22 protein-coding genes and 1 tRNA gene are annotated in these 26,291 nt (G+C 33.8%); 8 read left to right on the plus strand and 15 right to left on the minus strand.

The window, feature by feature from the left end; translation table 11 throughout:
* The 4 genes from ACFOSX_RS00555 (at position 1) to ACFOSX_RS00570 (ending at position 3,998) form a co-directional block, all read left to right on the plus strand.
* Entirely contained in the window at positions 1 to 1,902 is a 1,902-nt protein-coding gene (locus ACFOSX_RS00555; RefSeq protein ID WP_386095941.1) for a RecQ family ATP-dependent DNA helicase, read from the plus strand.
* A complete protein-coding gene (fmt, locus tag ACFOSX_RS00560) occupies positions 1,889 to 2,845 on the plus strand; it encodes a methionyl-tRNA formyltransferase (RefSeq protein WP_386095943.1) in 957 nt (318 codons plus the stop codon). Before ACFOSX_RS00555 ends, fmt begins: the two co-directional genes overlap by 14 nt.
* Before the next feature lie 192 nt (positions 2,846 to 3,037).
* Positions 3,038 to 3,310: an HU family DNA-binding protein gene (locus ACFOSX_RS00565; protein WP_386095945.1), complete on the plus strand. Its 273-nt coding sequence runs from the start codon at positions 3,038 to 3,040 to the stop codon at positions 3,308 to 3,310.
* A gap of 127 nt (positions 3,311 to 3,437) precedes the next feature.
* The gene (locus tag ACFOSX_RS00570; protein ID WP_386095947.1) at positions 3,438 to 3,998 is read left to right on the plus strand and encodes a YqgE/AlgH family protein; all 561 of its coding nucleotides are present in this window, start codon (positions 3,438 to 3,440) and stop codon (positions 3,996 to 3,998) included.
* Here the strand turns inward: ACFOSX_RS00570 and ACFOSX_RS00575 are convergent.
* Positions 3,995 to 4,846, minus strand: a complete 852-nt coding sequence (locus ACFOSX_RS00575; protein WP_386095949.1) for an aminotransferase class IV — start codon at positions 4,844 to 4,846, stop codon at positions 3,995 to 3,997. The genes ACFOSX_RS00570 and ACFOSX_RS00575 overlap by 4 nt on opposite strands.
* A 63-nt stretch (positions 4,847 to 4,909) precedes the next feature.
* On the minus strand, positions 4,910 to 5,302 hold the full coding sequence (locus tag ACFOSX_RS00580) for an START-like domain-containing protein (RefSeq protein ID WP_386095951.1): 393 nt from the start codon (positions 5,300 to 5,302) through the stop codon (positions 4,910 to 4,912).
* A 190-nt stretch (positions 5,303 to 5,492) separates the two neighbouring features.
* Between ACFOSX_RS00580 and ACFOSX_RS00585 the strand changes: the two genes are divergently transcribed.
* The 3 genes from ACFOSX_RS00585 (at position 5,493) to ACFOSX_RS00595 (ending at position 7,653) form a co-directional block, all read left to right on the plus strand.
* Positions 5,493 to 5,566 (plus strand) — tRNA-Met (locus tag ACFOSX_RS00585).
* A gap of 56 nt (positions 5,567 to 5,622) precedes the next feature.
* Positions 5,623 to 6,978 (plus strand): tyrosine-type recombinase/integrase, encoded by a 1,356-nt coding sequence (locus tag ACFOSX_RS00590; protein WP_386095953.1) that lies wholly within the window; start codon positions 5,623 to 5,625, stop codon positions 6,976 to 6,978.
* Positions 6,979 to 7,653, plus strand: a complete 675-nt coding sequence (locus tag ACFOSX_RS00595; protein ID WP_386095955.1) for a hypothetical protein — start codon at positions 6,979 to 6,981, stop codon at positions 7,651 to 7,653. It abuts the gene before it with no gap.
* A gap of 207 nt (positions 7,654 to 7,860) precedes the next feature.
* Here ACFOSX_RS00595 and ACFOSX_RS00600 read toward each other — a convergent pair whose 3' ends face one another.
* On the minus strand, positions 7,861 to 8,163 hold the full coding sequence (locus tag ACFOSX_RS00600; RefSeq protein ID WP_386095957.1) for a hypothetical protein: 303 nt from the start codon (positions 8,161 to 8,163) through the stop codon (positions 7,861 to 7,863).
* A gap of 245 nt (positions 8,164 to 8,408) precedes the next feature.
* On the opposite strand from ACFOSX_RS00600, the gene ACFOSX_RS00605 reads away from it, so the two are divergent.
* Positions 8,409 to 8,645 (plus strand): hypothetical protein, encoded by a 237-nt coding sequence (locus ACFOSX_RS00605; RefSeq protein ID WP_386095959.1) that lies wholly within the window; start codon positions 8,409 to 8,411, stop codon positions 8,643 to 8,645.
* Positions 8,646 to 8,710: 65 nt separating this feature from the next.
* Here the strand turns inward: ACFOSX_RS00605 and ACFOSX_RS00610 are convergent, their stop codons facing one another.
* From ACFOSX_RS00610 to ACFOSX_RS00665, 12 genes are all read right to left on the minus strand, one after another.
* Positions 8,711 to 10,231 (minus strand): class I SAM-dependent DNA methyltransferase, encoded by a 1,521-nt coding sequence (locus tag ACFOSX_RS00610; RefSeq protein ID WP_386095961.1) that lies wholly within the window; start codon positions 10,229 to 10,231, stop codon positions 8,711 to 8,713.
* A 4-nt stretch (positions 10,232 to 10,235) separates the two neighbouring features.
* Positions 10,236 to 12,083 (minus strand): DUF262 domain-containing protein, encoded by a 1,848-nt coding sequence (locus ACFOSX_RS00615; RefSeq protein WP_386095963.1) that lies wholly within the window; start codon positions 12,081 to 12,083, stop codon positions 10,236 to 10,238.
* Between the two features lie 12 nt (positions 12,084 to 12,095).
* Positions 12,096 to 13,415 (minus strand): restriction endonuclease subunit S, encoded by a 1,320-nt coding sequence (locus ACFOSX_RS00620; RefSeq protein WP_386095965.1) that lies wholly within the window; start codon positions 13,413 to 13,415, stop codon positions 12,096 to 12,098.
* On the minus strand, positions 13,415 to 14,683 hold the full coding sequence (locus ACFOSX_RS00625; RefSeq protein WP_386095967.1) for a DUF6161 domain-containing protein: 1,269 nt from the start codon (positions 14,681 to 14,683) through the stop codon (positions 13,415 to 13,417). The genes ACFOSX_RS00620 and ACFOSX_RS00625 overlap by 1 nt, the downstream gene beginning before the upstream one ends.
* A 1-nt stretch (position 14,684) precedes the next feature.
* On the minus strand, positions 14,685 to 17,525 hold the full coding sequence (locus tag ACFOSX_RS00630) for a type I restriction endonuclease subunit R (protein ID WP_386095969.1): 2,841 nt from the start codon (positions 17,523 to 17,525) through the stop codon (positions 14,685 to 14,687).
* A 141-nt stretch (positions 17,526 to 17,666) separates the two neighbouring features.
* On the minus strand, positions 17,667 to 18,605 hold the full coding sequence (locus tag ACFOSX_RS00635; protein WP_386095971.1) for a hypothetical protein: 939 nt from the start codon (positions 18,603 to 18,605) through the stop codon (positions 17,667 to 17,669).
* Positions 18,606 to 18,846: 241 nt separating this feature from the next.
* The gene (locus ACFOSX_RS00640) at positions 18,847 to 20,610 is read right to left on the minus strand and encodes an FAD/NAD(P)-binding protein (protein WP_386095973.1); all 1,764 of its coding nucleotides are present in this window, start codon (positions 20,608 to 20,610) and stop codon (positions 18,847 to 18,849) included.
* A gap of 167 nt (positions 20,611 to 20,777) precedes the next feature.
* Positions 20,778 to 22,214 carry an alpha/beta hydrolase family protein gene (locus ACFOSX_RS00645; protein ID WP_386095974.1) on the minus strand — a complete coding sequence of 479 codons (1,437 nt, stop codon included), beginning with the start codon at positions 22,212 to 22,214 and terminating at the stop codon, positions 20,778 to 20,780.
* Positions 22,215 to 22,302: 88 nt separating this feature from the next.
* A complete protein-coding gene (locus ACFOSX_RS00650; RefSeq protein WP_386095976.1) occupies positions 22,303 to 22,845 on the minus strand; it encodes a helix-turn-helix transcriptional regulator in 543 nt (180 codons plus the stop codon).
* Between the two features lie 205 nt (positions 22,846 to 23,050).
* A complete protein-coding gene (locus ACFOSX_RS00655; RefSeq protein WP_386095978.1) occupies positions 23,051 to 23,815 on the minus strand; it encodes a DUF6090 family protein in 765 nt (254 codons plus the stop codon).
* Positions 23,816 to 24,053: 238 nt separating this feature from the next.
* On the minus strand, positions 24,054 to 24,692 hold the full coding sequence (locus tag ACFOSX_RS00660) for a hypothetical protein (RefSeq protein WP_386095980.1): 639 nt from the start codon (positions 24,690 to 24,692) through the stop codon (positions 24,054 to 24,056).
* A 151-nt stretch (positions 24,693 to 24,843) separates the two neighbouring features.
* Complete coding sequence (locus ACFOSX_RS00665; RefSeq protein ID WP_386095981.1) at positions 24,844 to 26,019, minus strand: DmpA family aminopeptidase; 1,176 nt, start codon at positions 26,017 to 26,019, stop codon at positions 24,844 to 24,846.
* Between the last annotated feature and the right edge of the window lie 272 nt (positions 26,020 to 26,291).

A 26,291-nucleotide genomic window follows, 5' to 3' on the forward strand; every position in this document is an offset into this window, starting at 1 on the left:
ATGCATCCTATTGAAGTATTAGAGCGGTACTGGCAACACACGTCATTCAGACCTTTGCAGGAAGAGATTATCTCAGCTGTCATAGACAATGAGGACACCTTTGCGCTATTGCCAACTGGTGGTGGAAAGTCTATATGTTTTCAAATTCCGGCATTGTTGAAAGAAGGTATTTGTATCGTCGTTTCCCCTTTGGTGGCATTGATGAAAGACCAAGTTCAGCAACTGAAACAAAAAGGTATTAAAGCCATTGCTTTGACCTCTGGCATGTCTCTTCAAGATGTAGACACTCAACTCGATAATTGCATTTACGGCAACTACAAGTTTTTATATGTGTCGCCTGAGCGTCTTCAGCAAACCTTGGTTAAGGAACGTATTCAGCAGATGAACGTGAACCTTATCGCTGTGGACGAAGCGCATTGCATCAGTCAATGGGGCCACGATTTCAGACCAGCCTACCACACTATTAATGAATTACGACAACTACATCCGCATGTTAGTTGTATTACGCTTACGGCAACCGCCAAGCAAAATGTCATCGAGGATATTATTACATCGCTCGATTTATTAAACCCGAAAGTATTTAAAGCCTCGTTTGAACGCCCCAATATTAGTTACAAGGTGTTGAAGGTGGAAGATAAACTCTTTCATTTAGAACATATTTTGAAAAAGAATACAGGAAGCGCCATCGTCTACGCTCGAAGCCGAAAAGCTACGCTAGACATCAGTGCATACTTAAACAATAAAGGTTTTGACGCCACATTCTACCACGGAGGCATTACCAGCAAGGAAAAACAAGACCGTCTGCTCGATTGGACCAATAATCGTAAACGAATCATGGTTGCTACAACGGCCTTCGGGATGGGAATTGATAAGGCAGATGTGCAATCTGTGATTCATTTTAACTTACCCGAAAGTTTAGAGAGTTATTATCAGGAAGCTGGCCGTGCTGGACGAAATGGCAAACCTGCCGAAGCCACGATATTGACCAAAGCCATTGATGCTTCGCATTTAAAAGGGCAGTTTTTGGGTACCATTCCGTCCGTAGATTTTGTGAAAGTGGTGTATAGAAAGCTCTGTAACTATTTTCAGATTTCGTATGGCGAAGGTCAAGAAACCCAACATCAATTGAACTTTTTGGAGTTTTGTAAGACTTACGATTTAAAAGCGAATCTCACCTACAACAGTTTAAAAATCCTTGACCGTAATAGCATCATTAGTTTTAATGAGCGCTTTAATTATAAAACGAAAGTTCAGGTTGTGGTGAGTAATCCGGCGTTATTTCAATATTTAGAAAAGCAACCGAGTTTAGCTCTGCCACTAAAAGCACTCTTGAGAACTTATGGTGGCATTTTCGATTTTCAAACAAAAATTGATTTAAATATTCTAAGTACGAAAGTCAATATTTCTGAAAAAGCTTACATACGCGTATTAAAGCAATTAGAAAAAGACGGGATTTTAGAATTAGAATTAGCCAATACCGATTCAGAAATTACATTCATCGTACCGCGTGAAGATGAAAAAACCATAAATCCCATTGCTAAAACCATCAACCAGCAGTCAGCAGTTAAGCACGAGCAGGTCAACTCAGTGCTTCACTATATAGATAACGATACCATTTGCAGAAGTTTGCAATTGCTTCAGTATTTTGGAGATACTTCAGGAAAACCTTGTGGTATCTGTTCGGTATGCGTTACTAAAAAGACACCGATATCCTCTCGTACTTTAGTGGATAATTCAAAGCTAATTCTACAGACATTGCAATCTGAAGATTTATCTTCGCGCCAATTATTACAACGATTAGATGTCTCTGAAGCCGAATTACTTTCAAGCTTAACACATCTTTTAGAGCAAAGAAAAATACAGCTGACTTCGACAAACACCTATACTTATGTCAAAACCTAGAGATTTACGCATCGTTTTTATGGGCACGCCCGATTTTGCGGTAACCATATTAAAAGCCCTTTTAGAAAATGATTATAATGTCGTCGGCGTAATTACCGCTCCAGACAAACCTGCAGGCCGAGGACGAAAGTTGCGGGCATCGGCAGTTAAGGAATTTGCTTTAGAACAAAATTTGAATATCCTTCAGCCCACCAATTTAAAGTCTGAAGCATTTGTAGAAACTCTTAAAGCCTTAAATGCTAACCTTCAAATTGTGGTAGCCTTTAGAATGTTACCGAAGGTGGTTTGGCAAATGCCGGACTATGGCACCTTTAATCTTCATGCATCACTTCTTCCCGATTATCGTGGCGCCGCTCCGATTCATTGGGCCATTATCAATGGGGAGACAAAAACTGGAGCAACTACGTTCTTTATTGATGAGAAAATTGATACCGGCGCTATTATTTTAAAATCAGAAATTGAAATAGGACCTAATGAAACCGTAGGAAGTCTTCACGACAGATTAATGCATTTGGGTAGCGACTTAGTTATAGAAACGTGCAAACTCATTGAAGCGGACAAGGTCACTACAACCATTCAACCACAATCTGATGATTTAAAAACGGCTTACAAACTCAATAGAGACAATTGCAAAATAGATTGGGAGGCTTCACTTGATACTATATATAATAAGATTAGAGGTTTAAACCCTTTTCCCAGTGCATGGTGTTATCTTGAAAACGGCAAAGAGAAGGAAGCTGTCAAGATTTTTGGTTGTGATAAACTGGAGGAGCACCATCAGTTTGCCAACGGAACTATTCATTTAAAGGACAATCAGTTATATGTGGCATGCAAAAATGGCTATATAAAAGTGAATGAATTGCAGTTGCCAGGGAAGCGGAAAATGACTACAAAAGCACTTTTAAATGGCTACGATTTTGAAAAATCAGCCAAAATGCTCTAAACCCTTATGGGCATTGACTTTCCGAAAACATCGATAAACGACACAGCTTTATTAACATTTCACCCTAGTTATCAACAAAACCGCGTGTTTATTGGGCTAATACTTGCATAAGTGCATTATACTGATAAATTTGTTATCGGTTTTTAGCACTAAGGCTATTAACTTAATTTAATAATTTTAAAATCTATATTTATGAACAAGACAGATTTAGTCAACAGTATGGCAGAGAACGCTGGAATCACAAAAGCAGCTGCTAAGAAAGCATTAGACGGTTTATTAATCGATATCGAAGGTTCTCTACAGAAAGGAAACAGAGTTTCTTTAGTTGGTTTTGGATCTTGGTCAGTTTCTAGAAGAGCTGCGAGAGACGGAAGAAACCCACAAACAGGAAAAACTATCAAAATAAAAGCAAAAAATGTAGTGAAATTTAAGGCAGGTTCTGACTTAAGTGATGCTGTAAACTAAGCCAACTTTTATAAGATAAAGAGAACCCTGACCTAAGTGTCAGGGTTTTTTTATACCTATTTTTAAAACTAATCACTTGTTTTATAGTGTATTTAGTTGTAGCTTTAATAAACAATCAATTTTTAATATGCCAATCGTAAAACCACAGAAAGGGAATCTGCTGATCGCCGAACCCTCCATTATTGGTGACATGTCTTTTAATAGGGCGGTCATTCTATTGGCGGACCATACACATTTGGGTTCTGTAGGATTTATTCTAAACAAGCCTCTTAATTATAACTTAAAGGATTTAATTGAAGGTACCGATTCTGAATTTCCGATTTACAACGGTGGCCCTGTTGAACAAGACAATCTCTACTTTATCCATAAATCACCAACATTGATTCCTGATAGTATAGAAATAGCCAATGGAATATATTGGGGAGGTGATTTTAGTATTGTATTGGATTTAATCAACAAGTCTGAATTAACCCAAGACGATATTAAATTCTTCCTAGGCTATTCTGGTTGGGATGAAAACCAATTAGATTCTGAACTCGCATCAAATGCTTGGTTAGTCAGTCAAAACAATTATGAGAATAGTATTCTTTCTAAAGGCGAAACCACATTCTGGAAGGAAAAAATGCTAGAACTCGGTGGTGAATATAGCATTTGGTCTAATGCTCCAGAAAACCCAAGCTATAATTAGGACAAGCGCATTTTGCCGTTAACCAATTGCAAAACATCTTTTGCAGTTTCGTTTCCGTAGGACTTCTTCCTGTATTTACCGATAGATTGTATTACAATTATTACATTAGAAATAAACAACTCATCCGCTTTCTGAAGTTCAAATGGTGATATTGATGCCTCTTCAACCTTGTAGTTAGGGTTGTTCTTTAAAGCATCCAATATCTGCTTACGCATTACGCCATTTAAACAGCCATCTTCTAAAGGCGGGGTTTTTATGATATCGTCTTTTACTAAAAACAGGTTTCCATTTAACGCCTCGATTACAGATTTATTAGTGTTCAATACCAAACAATTATCCCAGCCATTCTCCTCGGCATAAATACTACCTAAAACTGAAATACTTTTAGAATTGGATTTTAACCCTGAAAGCAATCCAGGCGCCATCATAAAATCCTTATACAAATCAACCGTGTAATCTTCAAACGGAAGCATTCCGTAAAACGGATTATCATGAGGTTCAGCTATAATATTGAAGCCTACATTAGAGTCTTTATTCGGTTTGTATTTTCCTCCTTCTCCTCTATCCACGTTCAATCTTACTCTGGACGATTTGGCCAAAAGATTATTTTCTTCAACTGTTTTTAATATTTCGGATTCAAGGAATTCCATGGTAAAGGTCATGGGAATCGTCATTCTTAAGATTCTCATGGAAGACATTAACCGAAAATAATGGTCTTCCCAAAACAGGATTTTTCCGTTGACGACCTTTAAAGTTTCAAACAGGGCGTCGCCGTATTTATAACCCCTATTTTCTAGGCTAAGATTGGCCTGTTCAGATTGAATTAATGTACCGTTAATATTGACCATAAAAAAGTCCCAAGATTTTACTGACTAAAATTTCGGGACAAAGATAAGTTGTTCGTATTGTTTTTAACGCGAACCTAAGACTTGTTTTAGGCTAGAAATCATATTTTCCCAAAGCATCTTGGATTCGTCAACCTCGTCATCTTCGGCAAAGTCAGTCACCATCAATGACACATCCTTGGTGATTTCATCGACCTGGATGCGCAATTCAAAAAAGTAAGATTCCCCATCTTCCTCGTCATCCATCCATCTGAACTTAATACGTTCACCACTTTTCTTACCTAATAGCTTGGCACGTTCTTCACTTCCGTCCCAAATAAAGGTAAATATTTCGCCTCTACTGTTGACGTTATCCGCGTACCATTCTGAAAGCCCAGAAGGCGTTGAGATATATTGAAATAACAACGTTGGTGACGCTTGTATGGGAAACTCTAATTCGTATTTAATTCTATCGTCCATGTAAGAAAAATTATTGGCTCAATATATAACTTTTTGGCTCGTGTTAAAACAAACGGAAAGAAAAATAATTTTTTGATTTTAGTATTTGTAACGATTGATTTTGTTTCTATATTTGCACCCGCATTTATGGCGAGGTAGCTCTCATAAAGCTTAGGGCTCATAACCCTAAGGTCAAAAATGCAGAATTAATGGCGAGGTAGCTCAGTCGGTTAGAGCGTCGGATTCATAACCCGGAGGTCACGAGTTCAATTCTCGTTCTCGCTACTATATTAAGATCGCGCACAAATAAACGGTTTGGTTCACACTAAACCGTTTTTTTTATGCATTCTTTTTATGATTTGGTTATTTTTGAAAACCTAAATGAACACGATTCGGAACACAATTTGGAACACGCCCTACCCTACTCAAAACCTAAAATCTACGATGCAAAAGGTGACCTCTCTAAGCGATGGTATCTCTACTTTTCCTATTTAGATCCTGAAACTGGCAAACTGAAACGCTGTAAGAATATTTATGGTAAAACCAATAAATACCATACCAAGGAAGCCAGATATAGTATTCTCTCTACCTACAGAAGACAGTTATTAAAATTGCTAAAAGAAGGTTACAGTCCGTTTGAGGATAATTCTCAGCGCGTAAATAAGGATAAAAAGGCAATAGAAATGGCTGAACCAACGCCAACAATTGAGGTTGAAAATGAGCCAACTGAGGTCAAAAAAATTGAAACTTCGAAAAAACGACCCGACGGCATTACGAAGACTACACATTCCGAAAAAACCATTAAAGAGGCTTTTGATTTTGCATTGGATCTAAAAGAATCTGTAGTCGGTTTTTCAACGCATAGAGATTATAAAAATAGAGCATATCAATTTATGGCTTGGCTTGAAGAATATATGCCCGAAATAGACTATGCTTCCCAATTAGACAAATCTGCTATCAATGGGTTTTTGAATGATTTGCAACTCAATGCTTCGGCTCGTAATAGAAATAACCACAGAACTAATCTTAGTGCGTTACTGCAGGTAATGGAGGACAATGATATTATTGCCCATAATTATATCAAAAATATAAAGCCACTAAAGTCAATCCCCAAACGGAATAAAACATATTCACTGGAGCTACAAGAAGAGATTTTTACCCATTTGGAGGAAGCTGATCCTATTTTGCTTCTCTTTATCAAATTCATATCTTTTAATTTATTAAGGCCTATTGAAGTTTGTAGGCTCAAGGTCGGTGATTTAAATCTCAAAGAGAAAACGATAACCTTTAAGGCAAAAAACAGTCCTTTAAAAACCAAAATTATACCTCAAATTTTACTGGATGACCTTCCAGATCTCTCAAATATAAAGTCGGATCATTTTTTATTTACACCAGACAAAATTGGAGGGCCTTGGGAAGCTACAGAAAACAATCGTAGAGATTATTTTACTAAACGCTTTTTAAAAGTGGTGAAAAAGCCATTCAATCTCGAAAAAAATTACACAATGTATGGCTTTAGACACACCTTTATAACCAAACTATACAAAGCCTTGATTAAGACGTCTACACCATTTGCCGCAAAGTCACAATTAATGTTGATAACAGGACATTCCACCATGACTGCTTTAGATAAGTATTTAAGGTCTATTGATGCAGAATTGCCGGAAGATTATTCCAACTTACTAGATATGGACTAAATGAAAAATACTTTTAACGATCTAAAGCTTAAAAAGTATAAGGGATTCCTATTTTATTTCAATGATGAGATTTATGACCATCTAGAAAAACAATTGGGGCCAGAAACTTTGCCAAAGTCATTAAGTAATAAGGTCATTTTACTAGATAATGATGGGAAACAAGAAGTTATTTCTGAAAGGACGAATTTGTTACCCATATACAGTAAACAACAAACTCTTGATGAAATTCTTTTTGAATTAGGATCTCTTTCCAAAGAAATGCCAGAAAATCTTTTTATAACTGCGCTTCGTAAGTATGAGGCATATTTGAAATTTGATTTGGAATGGTCGATTTGGATGCTGTCTAGTTTAAATGTAGAACAACCAATAAATCATAATAAATTGGAAAAGGCGTTCGAAGTACAATTTAAAGCCTTTCAAAAACATCATTTTGATGTCACTGATTCCTTTAAGCTGAAACCAACACATAATTTACCCAAAATGTCTTTTCCTAAAGCCCTACTAAAACGTCTCAAAATTAACAAAGATAACCCTGTTTATAAAATACCAAATAGTAAAGACGACAATAGAAAATCTAAAGAAAAGGCTACGCCCAAAAGGAATAAAAATTCTCTGATTAGTGATGAGGAAGCCAGACAGTATTTACTGAAGTCTGTTTTTGATATAGGTATTTGATTGGAAAAGATGTTAGAACATAATAGGAATAAATGAATATTGAATGCTCTGCTAACATCACTATATGTAGCAAAAACTATGGGTCGTGATTTGATTAGAAAAAGCAGATAATTGAAAAAATCTTATTTCCTTTGATGGATAAAAATTAGGCTCTTTTTTCAATTATCCAATAGCAATCATCTTTAAAAATACCAAAATCCTACCTTCTTAATTTAAACCATCATGTAATCTATCTTCCTCAAAACGCTTTTCTAAAAATTTATATAGTAAATAAGAGCATAGGATACCCAGTGGAATCATTAATAAGCTAAATAATGTTTCATTTAGAGCATCGACAGATCCTGGACTTACAAATTCCATAAATAGAGCTATAATAAAACTACTTATTATGATTCCTGCATAATAAACAACAATACCTAATATAGCCAATCCCCACTTGCTTTTATCATGGGATTCTGCGAGTTTATAAAAGTATTTCCCTATCCAGTATAGTAAAAGTAAGCCGAGCATAATTTCAATTTATAATTTCAAATCTAACAGAATACACTAATATTAACAATAAATTAATGCAGGATTTTATTTTTATAATCTATAAATTCAATCAATAATTATATTGTAGAAATTGGCAAATGTCAAGAGATCCGAGAGTAAAATCTGATTTTGTTAGTCATCAACGGACGACCAACGGTCTAGCAACATTCTATCAAGGATATAAAATTGGATTTTTACTTCAAATGCAGTAGTAACTACCTCAAATGAGGTATTTACCAACGGTCTACCAACGGTCTACCAACGGTCTACCAACGGTCTACCAACGGTCTACCAACGGTCTACCAACGGTCTACCAACGGTCTACCAACGGTCTACCAACGGTCTACCAACGGTCTACCAACGGTCTACCAACGGTCTACCAACGGTCTACCAACGGTCTACCAACGGTCTACCAACGGTCTACCAACGGTCTACCAACGGTCTACCAACGGTCTAATTAAAATCAAATTTTAATACAAGAAAAAAAAAGCTGAAAAGATATTACCTAATTAATAACGATTAAATTCTATAACTCATAATTAATTGTCTGCATTACTTCTTTAAAACTAAGTAATCCTGATTCTAAATTTTCAATAATTTCATTAGCTAAAATATCTGGATCGGGTAAATTGTCTAAATCAGTTAGGCTTTTGTCTTTCAGCCAAAATATATCTAAACTCGTTTTGTCTCTTGCAATGATATCATCATAAGTATATTTTCTCCATCGTCCTTCTTCGTTTTCTTCGCTCCAAGTTTCTTGTCGTTTGTTAATGTTCTTACCGTTATACAGCTCAATAAACTCTCTTAAATGCTCTTGACGCATTGGGCTTTTCTTCGGTGTATGGTGTACGTTTGTTCTGTAATCGTAAAACCAAATATCTTTTGTCCAATGGTCTTTGCTTGCTGGTTTATTGGTAAAAAATAGAACGTTTGCTTTTACGCCTTGTGCATAAAATATACCTGTTGGTAATCGTAATATGGTATGCAGTTCTGTTGTTTTTAATAATTGTTTACGGACTTCTTCTCCTGCGCCTCCTTCAAATAAAACATTATCCGGAAGAACAACTGCAGCTTCCCCGTTTATTCTCAATTGTGTTTTTATGTGCTGTAAGAAATTTAATTGCTTGTTGGATGTAGTCTCCCAAAAATCTTGACGATTATAACTTAAATCTTCTTTTACTATTTCGCCTTGTTCGTTGGTAAAAGTCATACTACTTTTTTTGCCGAAAGGCGGATTTGCTAAGACATAATCATAACGTTCGCCATCATCTGCAATTAAGGCATCATTTGGATTTATAAATGATTCTCCGTCTATTTCTCCAATGTTGTGCAAATACATATTCATTAAGCACATACGGCGCGTATTGGCAACAATTTCATTTCCATAAAAGGTTTTGTTCTTTAAAAACTCCTTTTCCTCTCGGTCTAATTTGTTGTTATCTACAATCCAATCGTACGCAGCTAAAAAGAAACCACCTGTACCACAAGCTGGGTCTACAATGGTTTTCATTGGTTTGGGTTCTATACAAGCCACCATTGTTTTAATTAAAGCTCTTGGTGTAAAGTATTGCCCTGCACCACTTTTGGTGTCTTCGGCATTTTTTTCTAGTAATCCTTCATAAATTTTACCCTTTATATCTGCTCCCATCATCGACCAATCTTCTTTGTCAATGAGATTGATGACTTTAAGCAATTTTGCTGGGTCTTGAATTTTATTTTGGCTCTTGGTGAAAATCTGACCAAGTGTACCTTTTTCTGTAGAAAGCGTACGTAACAATTGACTGTAAAAAGATTCTAATTCTGAACCACGTTTACTGGATAATGTTTCCCAATTACAAGTTTCAGCATCTTCAATTTCGTTGCCTTCAACATCTTTTAGCTTTGGAAACACCAAACCTTTATTATAAGGTGGTTTATTGAGTTCATCTACCATTTTTAAGAATAACAAATAAGTGATTTGTTCTAAATAATCGCCATAACCAACACCATCATCACGTAGTACGTTGGCGAGGTTCCATATTTTTGATATTATTGTTGCGTCTGTCATTTGCTTATTTCCAAATAATTTTAGTGATTTCGTACAATAGTTTGTGTCTTTCTTCTAATTCTTCTGGACCAAATTTATCCATATGTCTAAAGTCTAGACTATGCTTTTTCATCATATCTTTAAAATCTAATTTAGATTTATAAGTATCTTCTCGTAATGTCTCATTCCAATAGAGTGTGTTACTGTATGATTTTAATTTTTGTTCATATTTCTCATTATTACTACTTTGATTATCTCTACCCTTTAATAGTAACAATCCACCCAATCTATTTCTCTCTCTATGAAAAACTTCATCATCATTATCAAATAACTCATAATTTTCATCATTTTCCGAAACAATATGTTCTATATGAAAGCCATTTTTCGAACCTGTATTTCTTATTAAATCATACATGTTTCGTTTTAATTCTAAATTTGTATTATCTGCTATAAATCGTTCTATTCTCGCAAAGAAATAGCGTTTAAATCTTATATCTAAAGAAATACCTGCATCTTTAAAATAAGAATACGAGAGTGTGTTAGTGATCTTAGAACCTCTTGATGCTGAAAGCATTTCTAACAAATATTTATCAAAGATTTCTCTGTGACTTTCTACAGGCATATCTTTTATGTCTGCATTTAATTTATATACATTAGTTGCAAACAAATTTGAGTCATATCCTTGTTGCAGAAGCAAGAGATTGTAAAGTCTATCTAACTCGTAGGCAATTGAATCTATCTTTCTTTTTTCATCGCTATCATTCAACTTACAAGCAGAAATAATGAGCATATATTGAGTATTTCTATCGAGTAATGCATTATAAAATATTTCTCTGTGCTCATCATTTTCAAAACTAAACTTTAATAATTTCTCATATAAATTGGTGTAGTATTTAAAATCATTTAATAAGAAGCTTTTAACGTTGGTAGTATTATGGTCTAGGTCTAAATGTTCCTTTACGAAATCTGAAAATAGTGTTCTATGGTAATCATTATCAAACCTATTGGCTTCTGCTCTAGTTTTAGAAAATTTTGCTTTTAAATAGAAAGTGAAGAAATCATCTATTTCATCATCGTGATAACTATTTATCTTTTTAACTTGATTTTCCCAAATATCATTTATTTTTAATTGATTCAATTCATCTTTATCAATTTGACCAAGTAACTTCCCTTTTAAAATTTCATAAGGTTTTAGTTTAACTCCTCTATCATTAATCACTTCAAAAACCATTGGCACTTCAGTTTGCTCAACGGTTAAGTTGATTAAAACTAATCTGTATAAAAAGTAATAAGTAAATGTTTCGAAAGCATGTTTAGAAGTGATTTGTTGTTTTATGTAATTATTTATTATCACATAATTATCAACTATATTTTTAGAAGTTACTCCAGATGAAATATCTATAGATTTTAAATCTTCTACACCCTTCGTCAAATCCTCAAATACATTTATTGCTTTTTCGTGTCGCATCCAAAAAGAATAATCTCCACCACTATAACCTGCAACTTTGCTCTCAATCCATCTTGTAAATGGTTCTGTACAACCAAATTCTTTAGATTTATGTAGCAATACAATTAAAATAATTGTCAAGGTTGTAAGTCGTTGCTGTCCATCAACAACATAAACTTTACCATCAACAATGTTGGTGACGTATGTATTGAGATAGTACCAATTATATTTAGACATTACATTTTCCTTATTAGCATCTAGACTTTTAAATTCTTCATAGTTATTATTAAACTGATAAAAAATATCATCAAGTAATCTCTTAACAGGTGGTTCTGTCCATTTATAATCTCTTTGGTAGAAATCTATATAGTAAGTGGTGTTTGAAAACACTCTATCTATATTTTGTTTGTCTGGTGATATATCCATTTTCCTTATTTCTTATTTCTTATTTTGTTTCTCTTTTTTAATCCGCTCCAACAAAACACTAGCAGACTCATAATCCTTGTCGGCTTTACATGTAGCAATTTCTTCTTCGCTTAACAGTTTACCTTCAAATGCTTTCTTCAAAATGCTTTGGCGTAGGGCTTGGGCTTTTTCTAAACTGTCTACAATGTCTTTTTCTACTTTATCACAAACCGATAAACGACTTTCTATATCGCTGACGATTTGATGTTGTTCTTTTAAAGAACAAGAAGGAACTAAATATGCCTTGAGAGAATTTGCATCAATGCTTTCAACAGTTGTTCCATCTTTTGAACAAGAATGCCTTATATCAGATTCATTTCCTTGTAGAAACCAGTAAACATATTCCGTGCTCCAACTATCATTAAGAGAAACTGTTTGAATATCTTGATTTACACAAAGCTTTGTTTTTGCAATAGCAATTGGAAAAATTCTTCTTAAAATACCGCTTCGCATTACAAATAAAAGAGCGTCTTTTTCAATCCATTTAGTACTAGAGTTTGGAATAGCAATTTCTGTAATATGTCTTTCCGTATCGTGAATTTCTTTAGTTTTTACATCACGAGAACTAACCCAAGGTATTTTGCCATTTTCCCAATATTCTTTAACTTGACGACTTGGTGTTCCTCCACCTTTCCATTCTCCACATTCTTTTAATGGCTTAAATTCTTTAATTCCCTCAAAAGCCTTTTTTAAAACTGCTTGTCTATAAACAACCAATTGGTCTTGTGCTTTTTTAAGGTCTGAAATACCGCTATCTAAACTGCTAAATAATTCTTCTATTTTTTTGACAATTGCTTTTTGTTCTACTAAAGGTGGAAGAGGAAAAGGAATATCATTTATTGTTCTTGATGAAAGATGTTTGACCGTTACAGCAGAAGTTTCACTATGAATTGCATCTAGATAAGGTTGAATACATAAAAACAAAAATTCTTTTTCATAATGATTAGAGTTGAAAAGTATTCTACAAACTCGCTGATTTAATAATCCTTTTTTTCCTGGCCATTTTGAAACCTTGAAATCTCCATCCATTCCAATCAGAATATCTCCTTTTGAAACTAAAAATTCATCTTTATATTCTCCTGAATAGAGATTTTGTGTTTCTGAAGAAAAAATATCTCTAATTCTAATTAATGGTAATCCTTCATTATGGTTAAATAATTTCGAAGAAAATGCATAACCATTTTGAACAGTCGCAATATGTTTTAATTGAACTCTTTCCCAATCATCGGCAATGACTAATTGTGGATGAGTTCCTTTTTCAATAATTTGTATTGGTGTTAATCCTAATGCCATTATTTTCCTCCTCCTATTATTTTCTCAATCATACTTCCTCCTGGCATTGTTGGTGACGCATCATCCTTTAATAGACCCGAATCAGCTCGACTAAATAGAGATTGCATTATTAAGTGTTGTTCAGTTGGGTCTATGTTTTTTTCTTTTTTGAGTGCTAAAAACACATATGCTAATTGCTCTCGTTCTTCTGCATCTCTTACCAAGTGATAAGAACTAAACGTAAGCTTAGAAAATATGCGAATGGCAAATGCTAAAAATGAAACAAAGGTTATGAATACAATAGACCATCGTATTGCACTAGCGGAAGTAGAAAACAAATCTTTGATAGTGCCATCCGATATAAAGTACAAAACTGCTCCAAGAGATATAATGGCAATTACCGAACATGCAATTAAGCCAATTAACCATTTTTCACCTTCCTTTTTTAGCTTAACTGCCCTATCGTTCCAGTATTTTGCGGGCGCTTCTAATTTGAGTTTTTCTTTATAGATGGCTTCTAAATCTTTAAAGGCTTTATCAGAAGCTGTTAAAAAACTTGAGAACTCATTTTGGCTATGAGATTTCCAAGTTTCATACTGTGTGTTCTTCTTTCGAATTAATCGTGAGATAGCTTCTTCTTTCTCAAGATATTCTTTTTCTTTTTCAGCAATATGATCTGTAACGTTTTTATCATTTTGCTCAAGATTCTTGACGTATTCAGATCGCACTCTGCTTAAGGTTTGTCTTTCACTATTGCGTCTTTTAACAAGGTCAGCGTCTTGAGTAAAAAACTCATAGGCTCTATGCCATCCGATAAAATAGTTCTTATCTACATTGTTATATTCAAAATTACCATCCGTAAAGAAATCGTAGGCACCTTGAGCAGAACCTTTGAAATTTGATTCTAATTTGAAAATAAAATCAACAATGGGAGATTCTTTATTGAAAAAATGATTGTAGCCTTGCTGGCTTTTTTCAAGAAACTTTTCTAATTGGTACCAATCGCTTTTAGGATTTCCATTCTTTACCTTGAGATTCCGTCTAACAAAAGATTCAATATTTTTTACGCACTCATCGAAGTGTTGTTTGGAGTGGCTAAAAATTTGTGGAAGTTGCTCTACTTGATTAAAAAACTCATATTGCTTTTTAAAAAATTGATATATGATATCTAAACCTGTCAATTCTATGCTAAATGAAGCATAAGGATAGTAAATTGCTATGCTCATAGAATTGTACCAGTTCTTTTCTTCTGATTGACGAATTAATTCTCTTATTTCTGTGACGTTCATTTTAAGCTGCTAATACCTTATTCAGTTCTTCAATTATTTCGTTCATTTCCTTACCAAACAGTTGATACATTTTTCCTTTGCCACCTTTGGCATCAAAAGGTGTGTAGTCTAAATCGTCTATTTCTATATGGTAACTGCTTACTACGTGGTCTTTTATCATTCGTAACCAATCTAATTGTTCTTGCGTAAAGCGGTTGTGTTGCCCTGCGTTTTGCTTAAAAATCCACGTTATAAAATTATTTTCAATGGTTTTGTCGTAGGCTTTCAATTCGCTATCTATTCCACAAGCTCTTCTAATTAAAGATACCAATGCAGTTAATTCATCTTTGGGTTGTTTGCTTTTTACGTCTTCTAAAGTTGCATAAGCATCCCAAACATAATCTGGTGCTAAAAGAGGTTTTTCTAGTTGTAGTTTTTCCATTACGTCTTTTATCATTTTAAACGTAATGTCTCTGCGATTGTACGGTTGATTGTAAAAAATACTCAAAGCCTTAATTTCGTCTTTGTTAGCTTCTAAATATTCGGTAAAATCTTTTACAATTTCGGTTGCTTTATCTACAGAAGTGGTTTCCCATTCACTTTTTGTAACCGTATCTATGTTTACGCTGTCAATAATTTGTTCGTGTTGTTTACGAACATTATCCAAATAGCCATTTAACTCTCCGTTAAACGTTTTAGTTGCTTCTAAAATTAATTGCTCTTGAGCATCTTTTTTAGCTTCTTCTATTAAAGCTGGTGTTTGGTCTTGAACAGGGATTTTGTCAATCTCAATTTGCGCTTTCGTTTCAATTTCGTCTTGGTCAAAAGCTGTAATTAATTCTTTGGTAATTTGTTTTAAGTTTTTACCACCAGAATACTCTAACAATTTATCTTTTTCTTTATCCGTGATTTGTTTTTCTAAACGAATTAATCGGTTTGCTAAAGACAAAAACAAATCTTCGTCTGCAACTCCCATTGTTACTGCTCCCAATAAATCTTTCATTGGAACAGATTTTTTACGTTCTAAAGGTCTGCTGTCTGTTTTTTTAGATTTGGTAGCTCCAACAGCATCTACAATTACAAAATGCGTTTTGGTTTTTGCTGTTTTAGAGACTAATTGTAAAGTATCGCTATTAATAGTTCGTGTACCACGACCTTTCATTTGTTCAAAATAATTGATGCTTTTTACATCTCGCATAAACAATAAAACCTCTAAGGGTTTTACGTCTGTTCCTGTTGCAATCATATCAACTGTAACTGCAATTCGAGGGTAATACGAATTTCTAAAACGGTTCAAGACCGATTTTGGGTCTTCCTCTATTTTGTAAGTTACTTTTTTGCAGAAGTCGTTGCCTTCGTCAAATTCTTCTCTAATGATTTTTATAATATCGTCTGCGTGACTATCTGTTTTTGCAAAGACTAATGTTTTTGGCACTTCATATTCGCCATTTTCATCAATACGATTTGGATAAATAGTTGTTTTTAAAGCACGTTTGTATTCACGTATGATGTTTCTAATTTGGCTAGGATTAACTACTTTTTTATCTAAATCGTTGCGTTTGTACTCGGTATCTTCATCTTCTTGTTGCCAACGTTTTTTACGTGTTAGCTTGTCGCGTCTGTCTACAAACCAACCTGCTTTAATAGTTTCGCCTTTTTGAGAAATATCTGTTTCAATCGTATACACATCATAAGGAACATTTACACCATCAATTACAGATTCTTCATAAGTATATTGACTAACTACATTTTCATTAAAAAAACCGAAGGTTCTTTTATCAGGTGTTGCAGTTAAACCAATTAAAAAAGCATCAAAATAATCTAGTACTTGTTTCCATAAATTATAAATGGAACGGTGCGCTTCATCAATGACTATAAAATCAAATTGTTCAATAGGTACTTTTGGTGTGTACTCAACAGGAACAGCCTTGTTTTTTGACATTTTATTTTGAAGCCAAGAATTTTCGTTTGGATTTTCTAATTCAGCACTTTCGTCTAATTCTTCTCCTTTTAAAATAGAATACAGGCGTTGTATTGTAGAAATACAAACTTGACTGTCAGAAGCAATGTAACTTGAAGATAAACGCTGAACATTATACAGTTCTGTGAATTTTCGGTTATCGTCATTTGGCTGAAAAGTCATAAATTCCTGTTCCGCTTGCTCGCCAAGGTTTTTGGTGTCCACTAGAAACAAAATACGTTTTGCATCTGCGTGTTTTAGCAAACGATATACAAAAGTTGCAGCTGTAAATGTTTTTCCAGCTCCAGTTGCCATTTGGATTAAGGCTTTTGGTCTGTTCTTTTTGAAAGAATGTTCCAGATTATTAACTGCCACAATTTGAGCAGGACGCAATCCTGTTTCATCTAATGCAGGTATTGACAACAGTCTTTCTCGAAGACTTTTTCCCTTTTTCAACCATTCTGCAATTGTTTCTGGTTTATGAAACCAAAACACATTTCTACCTCTTGGTTTTGGGTCTCTGTAATCTGTAAAACGTGTTATGGTTCCTGTGCTTTCATAAACGAAAGGCAAAGGGTCATTGTTTAAGTATTTTAGTTTTGCGTTGGCGTAATTTGAAGATTGTTCCTCTACGACTGTAAGTCTGTGTCCTTCGTCTTCACGTTTTGCTTCTATAATTCCGACAGGTTTTCGGTCAACGAACATCACATAATCGGCAGGACCAACATCAGTTTGGTATTCACGTACTGCAATGCCTTTGCCAGCAGTGAGATCAACTTTGCTTTTTGATTGCACTAACCAACCAGCTTCACGTAGCATCTCGTCTATTTTATCACGAGCTATTTGTTCAGGATTTTGGTTGGGTTGGTTGGTCATAGGTCTAAATAAATAAAGCGTCTCCATGGAGTCGCTGTTATAATTTTAGGGTGCGATTAAAGATACAACAACAGTTGGTTTCTCAAAATTGTGTATCAAATAAAATATATTCAATTAGGCTTATTATCCATTAAGCACAAAGATTTTAAACGTACCGCGTAATAAAGCTTAAAATTCAATAGGAAAATAGGCAAGGGAACTAACTTTCCGTCCATCGATCTCACCTGCTTCAAATGATATTCCACAATTTTTAAAGATTTTGATTGCATGGTCATTTAACTCCCCCAATGATTTGTCATATGGCTGAATATAACTGATCTCCCCTGTCTTGTTAACTATAAAACTCAGATAACATTGGATTGTTTCAGAACCAGTTTTATACTTTTTGGCCTCCTTTAGCTTTGCTTGATAACATGCAATAGTAGTAGGTGACAATGGTTTTAAAGCAACTCGCTTGTCTAGAGCAGAATATGATGCAATCAAAATCTTGTCACTATCTACATCAAAATCTTTTTTAGACAATTTTACCGGGGTAATCTTTACAGCCTCTCTAGTTTCAAAATAGTCCTCGTATTCAGTTATGGATTTCATCATTATGGCACCGTTAACTTGCTTTAACTTTTCATACCAATTACCAACTTTGTGATTTTCGAAATTCTTATAATCAACTTTAATATCTTCTGAATAATAGTTTTTAGACTTACCATATTCTGAATCGTAAGATACCATATAACACGATCTGCCAAGAATTGAGATCGTACTATCCGCATGAATTTTAGACCCATAGTATTGGTAATTCGCCTTTCTAGAATCACGATAAGTAATATAAGGTAGATCAATATATTCATCGTACATCCGTTTAGATAAATCGTCGAAGGTATAAGAATAGGTCTTCTTACCATCCTTATAATATTCGGCTTTATAGTAATTGGATGTTATATAGTATTTAGAGATTTCACCCTTTTTAGTTTCGAATATGGAGTCTAAATTCACAGATTGAGATTTTGGTACAATTTCAACTTTATATTCTATAATGCCAGAAAAGTATTGTGCATGGACATAACAAGAAGAAATCATTAAAATTAAGGCAATTGTGACAGTACGCATAAAGGGTCAAAATTGTTATTAATAGTTTTAGAATACCAGTGCAATATACAATAGTGCAGACAGAGATAAAGAATATGGAGTACAGAATGAATAATTCTTAATATCCAAACGTTTTAGGAATACAATTTTCAGTGGCTAAAGTCAACGCTTAGTCATATTATTATAAGAGAAAGTCTTACCAACGCTCACATTTTAACCGAATAACATACATAGGACAATTAGTATGCAAAAAATTGCAAGTTTAATTTGAATCCGAATATTGATTTAAATAGTTTTTATGGTGCTGTGCAGCTTGTACTGCCCATTCTCGAGGTCTGTCACCGAAGCATTCCAAAATCGCATCAACTCCAATAATAGTCCCTTTCGCCAATCTGCCTAGTAAGGCAATTGGAACTTTTCTGTTTGCATCCTTTGAGATTAAGTAACTATTTTCATTGGTTACAATACCAAGATCATCATGAACAGCTTGCATTAGATCGTCCGAAAGTAAGCTCTGAACAAGCGGTGATCTCACTGCCTTTATTTTAGGTGCATCTAATACCGAATCAATCATAAAGTTGGCAGATATTGATTTTGTCTCATTACTTAGCTTCCATCCTCCATCAATAAGTTCTATATCTGGATCGCTAACAAAATCTAAATTCAAAATGCCGCTCTTTAATAGCGCCAACAGTTGCTGAATACTTTCAACCGGAGGACCATAGGAATATCTTTTTGTGGATTCGTCGAGTTTTATAATGTCAGCAAATACCTTATCTGAACAGTCATTAAATGATAATGCACTATATAATGTCGGTTGACAATGTCGCCATACCTGCCCTATACAAAAGTCTAAGCTACTTATTGTCTTCCCAATGGCCATGTCAATATAGTCCCGCATACTTCGTTCTGCGGATAATTCGGTCGATAGCAATAATTGATGCTTAAAACTTTGATCATTCAGCCATGATCCGATAACATTTTCAATCTCCTTTTTACTGTATTGGTTATTGATTTTTGGGAGATTGGTATAAATTGAGGAGGCTATAGGTACAAAAGCGTCTATAACAAACTGAGGACCTACAGCTGACTCTTGATTTTTTTTATCTCCAATAATTTCCTCGAACGTTGCAAGTGATTCTTCGGAAGGCTTAAACCAATTATCAATATGGGCATTCAATGGCTTAGGAACAGGTGGCAAACCATCTAGTGAAAATGGAATGAATAAATCTTTAATGTATAGATCAGTTTGAAAATCACATAACTTAGACTTTTGATCTGTTATTATAAACTCTCCAAATTTATTGGCAATAGCCCTTACGACATCAATCATGGCTAAACCAAATCCACGAATTGCAACAGAGCTACTTGCCCTTAGATTTTTGTTTTCTAAATAATTGGTCGTTGGATAAGGTGATTGATACAAGTAACTGTCCTCTTGTGCTGAAACATGATTCTCCCAATCCGTAATTTGTTGAGAAGGCTCTACGGGCTGGTGACCAATAGTTAACAATACTTCATCAAAATCCTTGTGTAGCGTTTTTCCAGTATCTACCTCTAATTTACCATTGTCTAGCCATTTGACGATTTGCACAGGCTCTGTATGTATGGAAACTATATCAGCTTGCTTCAATGGTTCAAGCAGCGATTGCAACCGTTGTGATAGGAATTCTCCAATCTGGGAACGTGGCGGATACGTATCTGGTGTTTCTTCAGAAATTATGGCATAATCTTTAGAGGCCCACACTTTGTAAGACGGAAAAGCGTCAACTGCAATAGATTCAGTTTTGATTTGCTCGCGTTCAGGCAAATCTAGTATTCGTTCTGTAATGTTTATCCAATTGGAAGGGTTTTGGCCTAAGTTATATACTTGTCCATTACCTAAGTATCCTGTTTGTTCAAATAACGATATGTGAATATTGGTAAGAAGAGATTCACCTGCCAATTCTAAAATGTATCTTTCTAAAGCATACCCACCTCTGGGACCTATGCCTATGATTGCAATTTTTCTTGTTTGTGGTTTCATTTTTTAAATTCCAATCAATGTATTTTTTTAATATCAGTCAAAAGTTTGGCTACGAAAAAATTCAGAAAGAAAATTAAATGTAGTTTCACAAAATGGTCTCATATTAGAGGCTAAATCCCAATCATTTCCATGGCATGTGCATCACGCTGTTTATTTACAAAGTGGTTTTACATAAAATCTAATTCACTGTATTTAGTTTTCAAGTCTATTAAATTAGTTTGTTTCTCTAATATATACATGTCAAAAAACTGTAACAATGCGTCTGTAGTTATCTTGTATACACTGTTTGGGTTTATCGCTCCTGCTTCATTTATAAATTGCAAGTTAACCATTAATGGAATGTCCATAAAACTAGCGTGACCGCTATTATAAATTTTGGCATCATAAAAAGCGTTAGAATTTCCATTTCTAAAAGCATAGGTATTAAAATTTGGATGTGGGAATTCCCAATCTGAAGAAATTAAAAGAAAAGGTTTTGTGAGAGTCGAGTCTATCATGTCTCCCCATTGAACGCCATCTAAACTAACGCCAGCAATAATTCTATTATCTTCTAAAAGTGATTGACCTATTGCAGAACCTCCTTGAGAATGCCCAAAAACGCCAATTCTATTTATATCTAAACGATTTGCCATAAATGAAGACTTATTCCAAGTTTCTAAAATGTCAATTACTGAAGAAATATCCTTTGACCATCTTTTAGTAATATCTGCAGCAATATAGTTTTTTAAAACATTTTTTGATACTAATAGCTTTTCTTCTTCAGTATTAGCATTGTTAAAATCTTGCTGACTTTTCCACGCTAATTCCCCCATTTGTTGAGTACTAATGTATTTTTCGTCGTATTCCTTATTGTAGAGCTTTATACTACCGTCAGGAAACAATGCCCCTGTACTTTCGTAAGTATGATTAATATTCAAAACGATGTAACCCTGACTTACAATTTCTTCTATAATTGCATAATAACCAGAAGCATTTGAATAAGAGCCATGAGAAAAGATTAGAACCGGAAATTTACCGTTAGCCACTTTAGGAGACTTAAAAGTGAAAGTTTCAACATAATCTAAATAATTTAATGTTGATTTAGGTAGACCATATTTATCAGCGAAACCAACTCTATCTCCATCATTTAAATACGGTTCTTTTTTTTCATTTGTGATCTTTGCAGGATACCAAACTTTAATTATCAGTTCCCTTTTATCATCTATATTTTCTGTTATATCTTCCTCTCTATCTGTTTGCAGATGTATGTAATTAGAACCTATTTGATATTTTCCAGTTGGTGTGGGCAAACTAAAAACTGGAAGTATATAGGGTAAACTCCATGCAAATAATAGTAATGTGATAAGTGTTAATCCGCTCATCGCTTTTTTAATCCAACTTCCCTTAAAAATTGAATACTCTGTATAAATACACCAAACTAAACTTAGAATTATTAAGTAGGTTGGAATCATTTGCCATCGGTATCCATCAAAAATAAAATGTAGAATAATAACACCTCCAATTAATATCATTGGGAATTTTACGCTTAGTCTATAACCTTTAATTGAAAGGTAAAATGGAAAGATTGTGATGATAAGAAGTAAAATGACTTCAAAAAATCTCATGATTATATTTTTTGACAAATAACGACCTCATAGCATTGTATTCAAAAAATATGTGGTAGACAAATAATGGACAATGGTATTATTATAACTATTTAATGTTTAAAAGCGTTGTAAAAATATCTTCATTAGGTGTAAGTCCTAACTTTTTTCTTAGCCTATATCTAGCTTTATTGACACTATCTTGTGTTATATTTAATAATTCCCCTATTTCTTTTGAATTTAAATTCAACCTTATTAGAGCGCACAGCTTTAGTTCATTTGCAGATATATTAGGGCTTAATTTTTTTAAAGAGTGGCTAAAATTTGGATAGATTTTTTCAAAATTGGAGTAAAAGGGAACAAGACTATGACTATTGGAATCTGATCGTGTTATTTGATATATATAGTCACTAATATCTATTTTTAATTTTTTTATATTATCCTCCTGAATAGATACTTTGAATTCAGTTTTTTTTCTGTCCAATTCATTGTATTTAAAAATTGTATTCTTACGCCTAGATTTTATTCTATCAACCTCTCTTTTTCTTATAAAAAAAGGCATTGTAATGTATAAAATAATACACAAGGCTAATGCGGATATAAATAAAATACAGAAGACAAACCAGGTGTCAGTATTAACTCTAAAATCCATTAAAATAACATGTTTTAGTGATGAATTTAACTACTTTCAGTTTTATCTTAATTATAAAATTGGCTAACGCTGTTATTTATGCTTAGTTGCGTACTTCAGCAACTAATTTAGTAAACAATTCACAGATAGAAAATTCCAGTAAAATTTTCGTAAGTCAGCAATTCCCTAGCAATTAATCATATACGATGTTAGCAATAGCCATTATTTATATCCTAAGATTATCTTTTTCTTCTTTAAGTAATTCGATAACGTTTGTCATTCCATTGCTTATTCTATTCATGTAAATAATTCTATTAAATTTCATCTGTAAAGAATTATTTAGCGTTGCGAACGTAGAAGGACGTGCAAGGATTTTTAAAAATTCCTCTTCATTTAATCTAAATCTTTCAGGGATCATTTCATTAGGCGCAGATAAAATTTCGCTTAATCCTATTTCCTTTCTAAGTTCCCAGTCAGAACCATTATAATACATATCATTACTAATTTTACGATGAATAGTTCCACCTATGTCGGCAGACATTATTTCAGCGTAAAGCATTAGTACTTTCTTGTTAGTAATCATGCTAAGCCTGCCTGACGATTTTGAATCCTCATAAATTGGTAAATTGAGATCATAAGGAATACCATATGTAATAAAATCCCCAAGTTTTTTTAGCGAATCTATTTGAATTGTCAATTCTCTAGATCCAATGTGTTTTAAATATAATTGACCATCTGCAACTAGAGAATTACCAAGTGCAATAGCGTCATTTATTACAGCCCTCGATGAATGTAATTCTACAATTAAGTCTTCAATCAACTGCTGTTTAATTATCGCATTTTTTCTTAATTCATTCCAATTATTTAAACTCAGTGCAATCAAAATCCCAATAACGACCAAAACAATTTCCCCAATAGCATACTTTAAATACTTTCCTACTTTATTTTTTTCTATAAGGTCGTAGCGAATTTTTCTAAAGAATTCTATCATTGGTTAGCGGTTTCTGATAATGAAGCACAAGTTACCAAGAGTATGGAAGTGCTAATGGCAAAAAGGATCTTTGTTTTATTCAAAGCGTTTATTTTTAATGTTGCTTAGCGTGAGTGTTATGCTTAGTCACGTGGTTAAGCAACTAATTTAGTCAATAAATCGCAGATTGAAAGTCCGCGAGGACTTTCGTAAGTAGACTTTAACTAGCAATAAATTATACTCGGTGTTGTAAACAGTTTTATTCACAAAATAAATTGTAATCATTCACCAATTCAATAATATCAATTTCGCTATAGAGATCTTCTTTTAAATAATCAGTCAAATCTTTGCAATCTAAAAAATATTTGAGAGCTCTATTTTTAAAATCGCTTAAAAAATAATGAGATATTAATGGTGTTAGTTTTGTTTCACCTTCTCTTATTACATAAAATTCTTGTTCTTCTTCATAATAATATTTAAAAACATCCACATCCGAGTTTGGATTATTAGAATTGTCAATAATTTTTTCTTTGTGCTCAATAGCTACAGTTCTAGTGTATAACTTTACCTTTCCATCAAGTAATAATTTAAAAATTCTATATTTTCGTTTTTTTAGAGGCATGTATTCATAATATCCTGGAATAACATCATAAGTGTTGAAATAAATTTTGTCGACTTGTGATTTATCATAACTTTGAACTATATCATCTAAATTTTCTTTAAATTCAACCTTTGACTTTCCAAATGAAACTAACCTAACAACAGTCATTGGAATTTGTATAAACCCTACTAAGGAATCACCATCTTTTAAAATCAATTTTCCAGAAGTCCACTCATATTGCCCATGACTTAATGAACAACTAAAGATTAAATATATTATAAGAATATTCCTTGTCATTCGTTATTTAATTGTTTACAACGGTCTTGTATAAGATTATTTGCGTGGTTTAAGCACTAAATTTAGCAAATAAATCACAGATAGAAAGTCCGCGAGGACTTTCGTAAGTAGGCTTGAACTAGCAATTAATTTTATACGGTGTTGTACCACGTTATTCTTTCAGACGATTATATGTTTTCAAGGTTTCAATAAGTAAATCGTGCGGTAAAGCATAGGCTTTATTTCCGTTAATTCCTTCCATAGTTTCAGCTGCTGCCATGGCATTGATAATCGCTTCCTCTACTGCTTGAACAGTTGCTTCAAAAACTGGCATTAGTTGGTCATTAGGTAATGATTCAACAGTTGTGGTTTCATCTCGATTAAATGCGTTTTCATTTGCAGTTGAGAATGCCAAAAAAATATCTCCAGAGCCATTACTTCCTCGTCCGCCAACAATTCCAACTCCTAATGGAATTCTTTTAGCGATTCTTTTTAATTGATGAGGCAAAAGAGGTATATCTGTTGCTATAATCACTATTATTGAACCATCTCCTTCTTGTCTCCTTGATTTCGGTGGCGCATTAAATTTGTAGTTTAAAGTGTCTTTTAATTCAACTCCAACTGGAACTCCTGCTATTGATAAATTTCTCTTGGCTCCGAAATTGGATTGTACAATTGCTCCAACTGTATATGTCGAATCCTTAATTTTAAAAACTCTAGAAGACGTTCCCGTTCCCCCTTTATAGCCCAAACACATCATTCCCGTTCCTCCACCAACATTTCCTTCAGCAATCTTTCCACTTGAGGTATTTTCTATAGCTTCTAATACGTGCTCTTCTTTGACGTGAAAACCATATATGTCATTTAGAAAACCATCATAAGTTTCAGCTACTACAGGATAGGTGTACCACCAGTTTTCTCCGTTATACCAATCTGTATCTACATACCACTTCAATACTGCGTCTCGGACGACTCCAACACTATTGGTGTTTGTAATCATAATGGGTGTTTCTAAAAATCCTGATTCGGTAACCCAAGTTGTGCCCGTCATTTCTCCATTTCCGTTAAGACTATACCAATTTGCATAAACTGGACTAAATTTTTTAGCCTTTCCTCTCGGAAATATTGCTGTAACTCCAGTTCTTATAGGTCCTTTACCAATAATGTTTTCTCCTTCTCCAGAAATTATAGTGCTATAACCTACTTCAACTCCTTTAACATCTGTAATTGCATTAAATTCTCCTGTTTCACCCACAAAAGGAACACCTAAATCTCTTGCTCTTAGTTTTTGTCCATACGATGGAAAACAAATGAGCATTACTATAAAAACGATAGATATTCTTTTCATATTGATTGGTTTTTAATGTGTTACAACGTGTTTGTGTATGATTTCGTTGCGTGTTTTAAGCACTAAATTTAGCAAATAAATCACAGATAGAAAGTCCGCGAGGACTTTCGTAAGTAGGCTATAACTAGCAATGAATTATACACGGCTTAAGTTTACAATCCATTAAATTTAGAGTTATAAACAGAAAAGACAAAAGAGAGGATCAAGGTTATTATACACGTAGAAGCCTAGACTTCGTCAACATTGAAAATCCCCTCTCTTTTTCTACACGG

It is taken from the genome of Winogradskyella maritima (assembly GCF_042650215.1).
Lineage (GTDB): Bacteria > Bacteroidota > Bacteroidia > Flavobacteriales > Flavobacteriaceae > Winogradskyella > Winogradskyella maritima.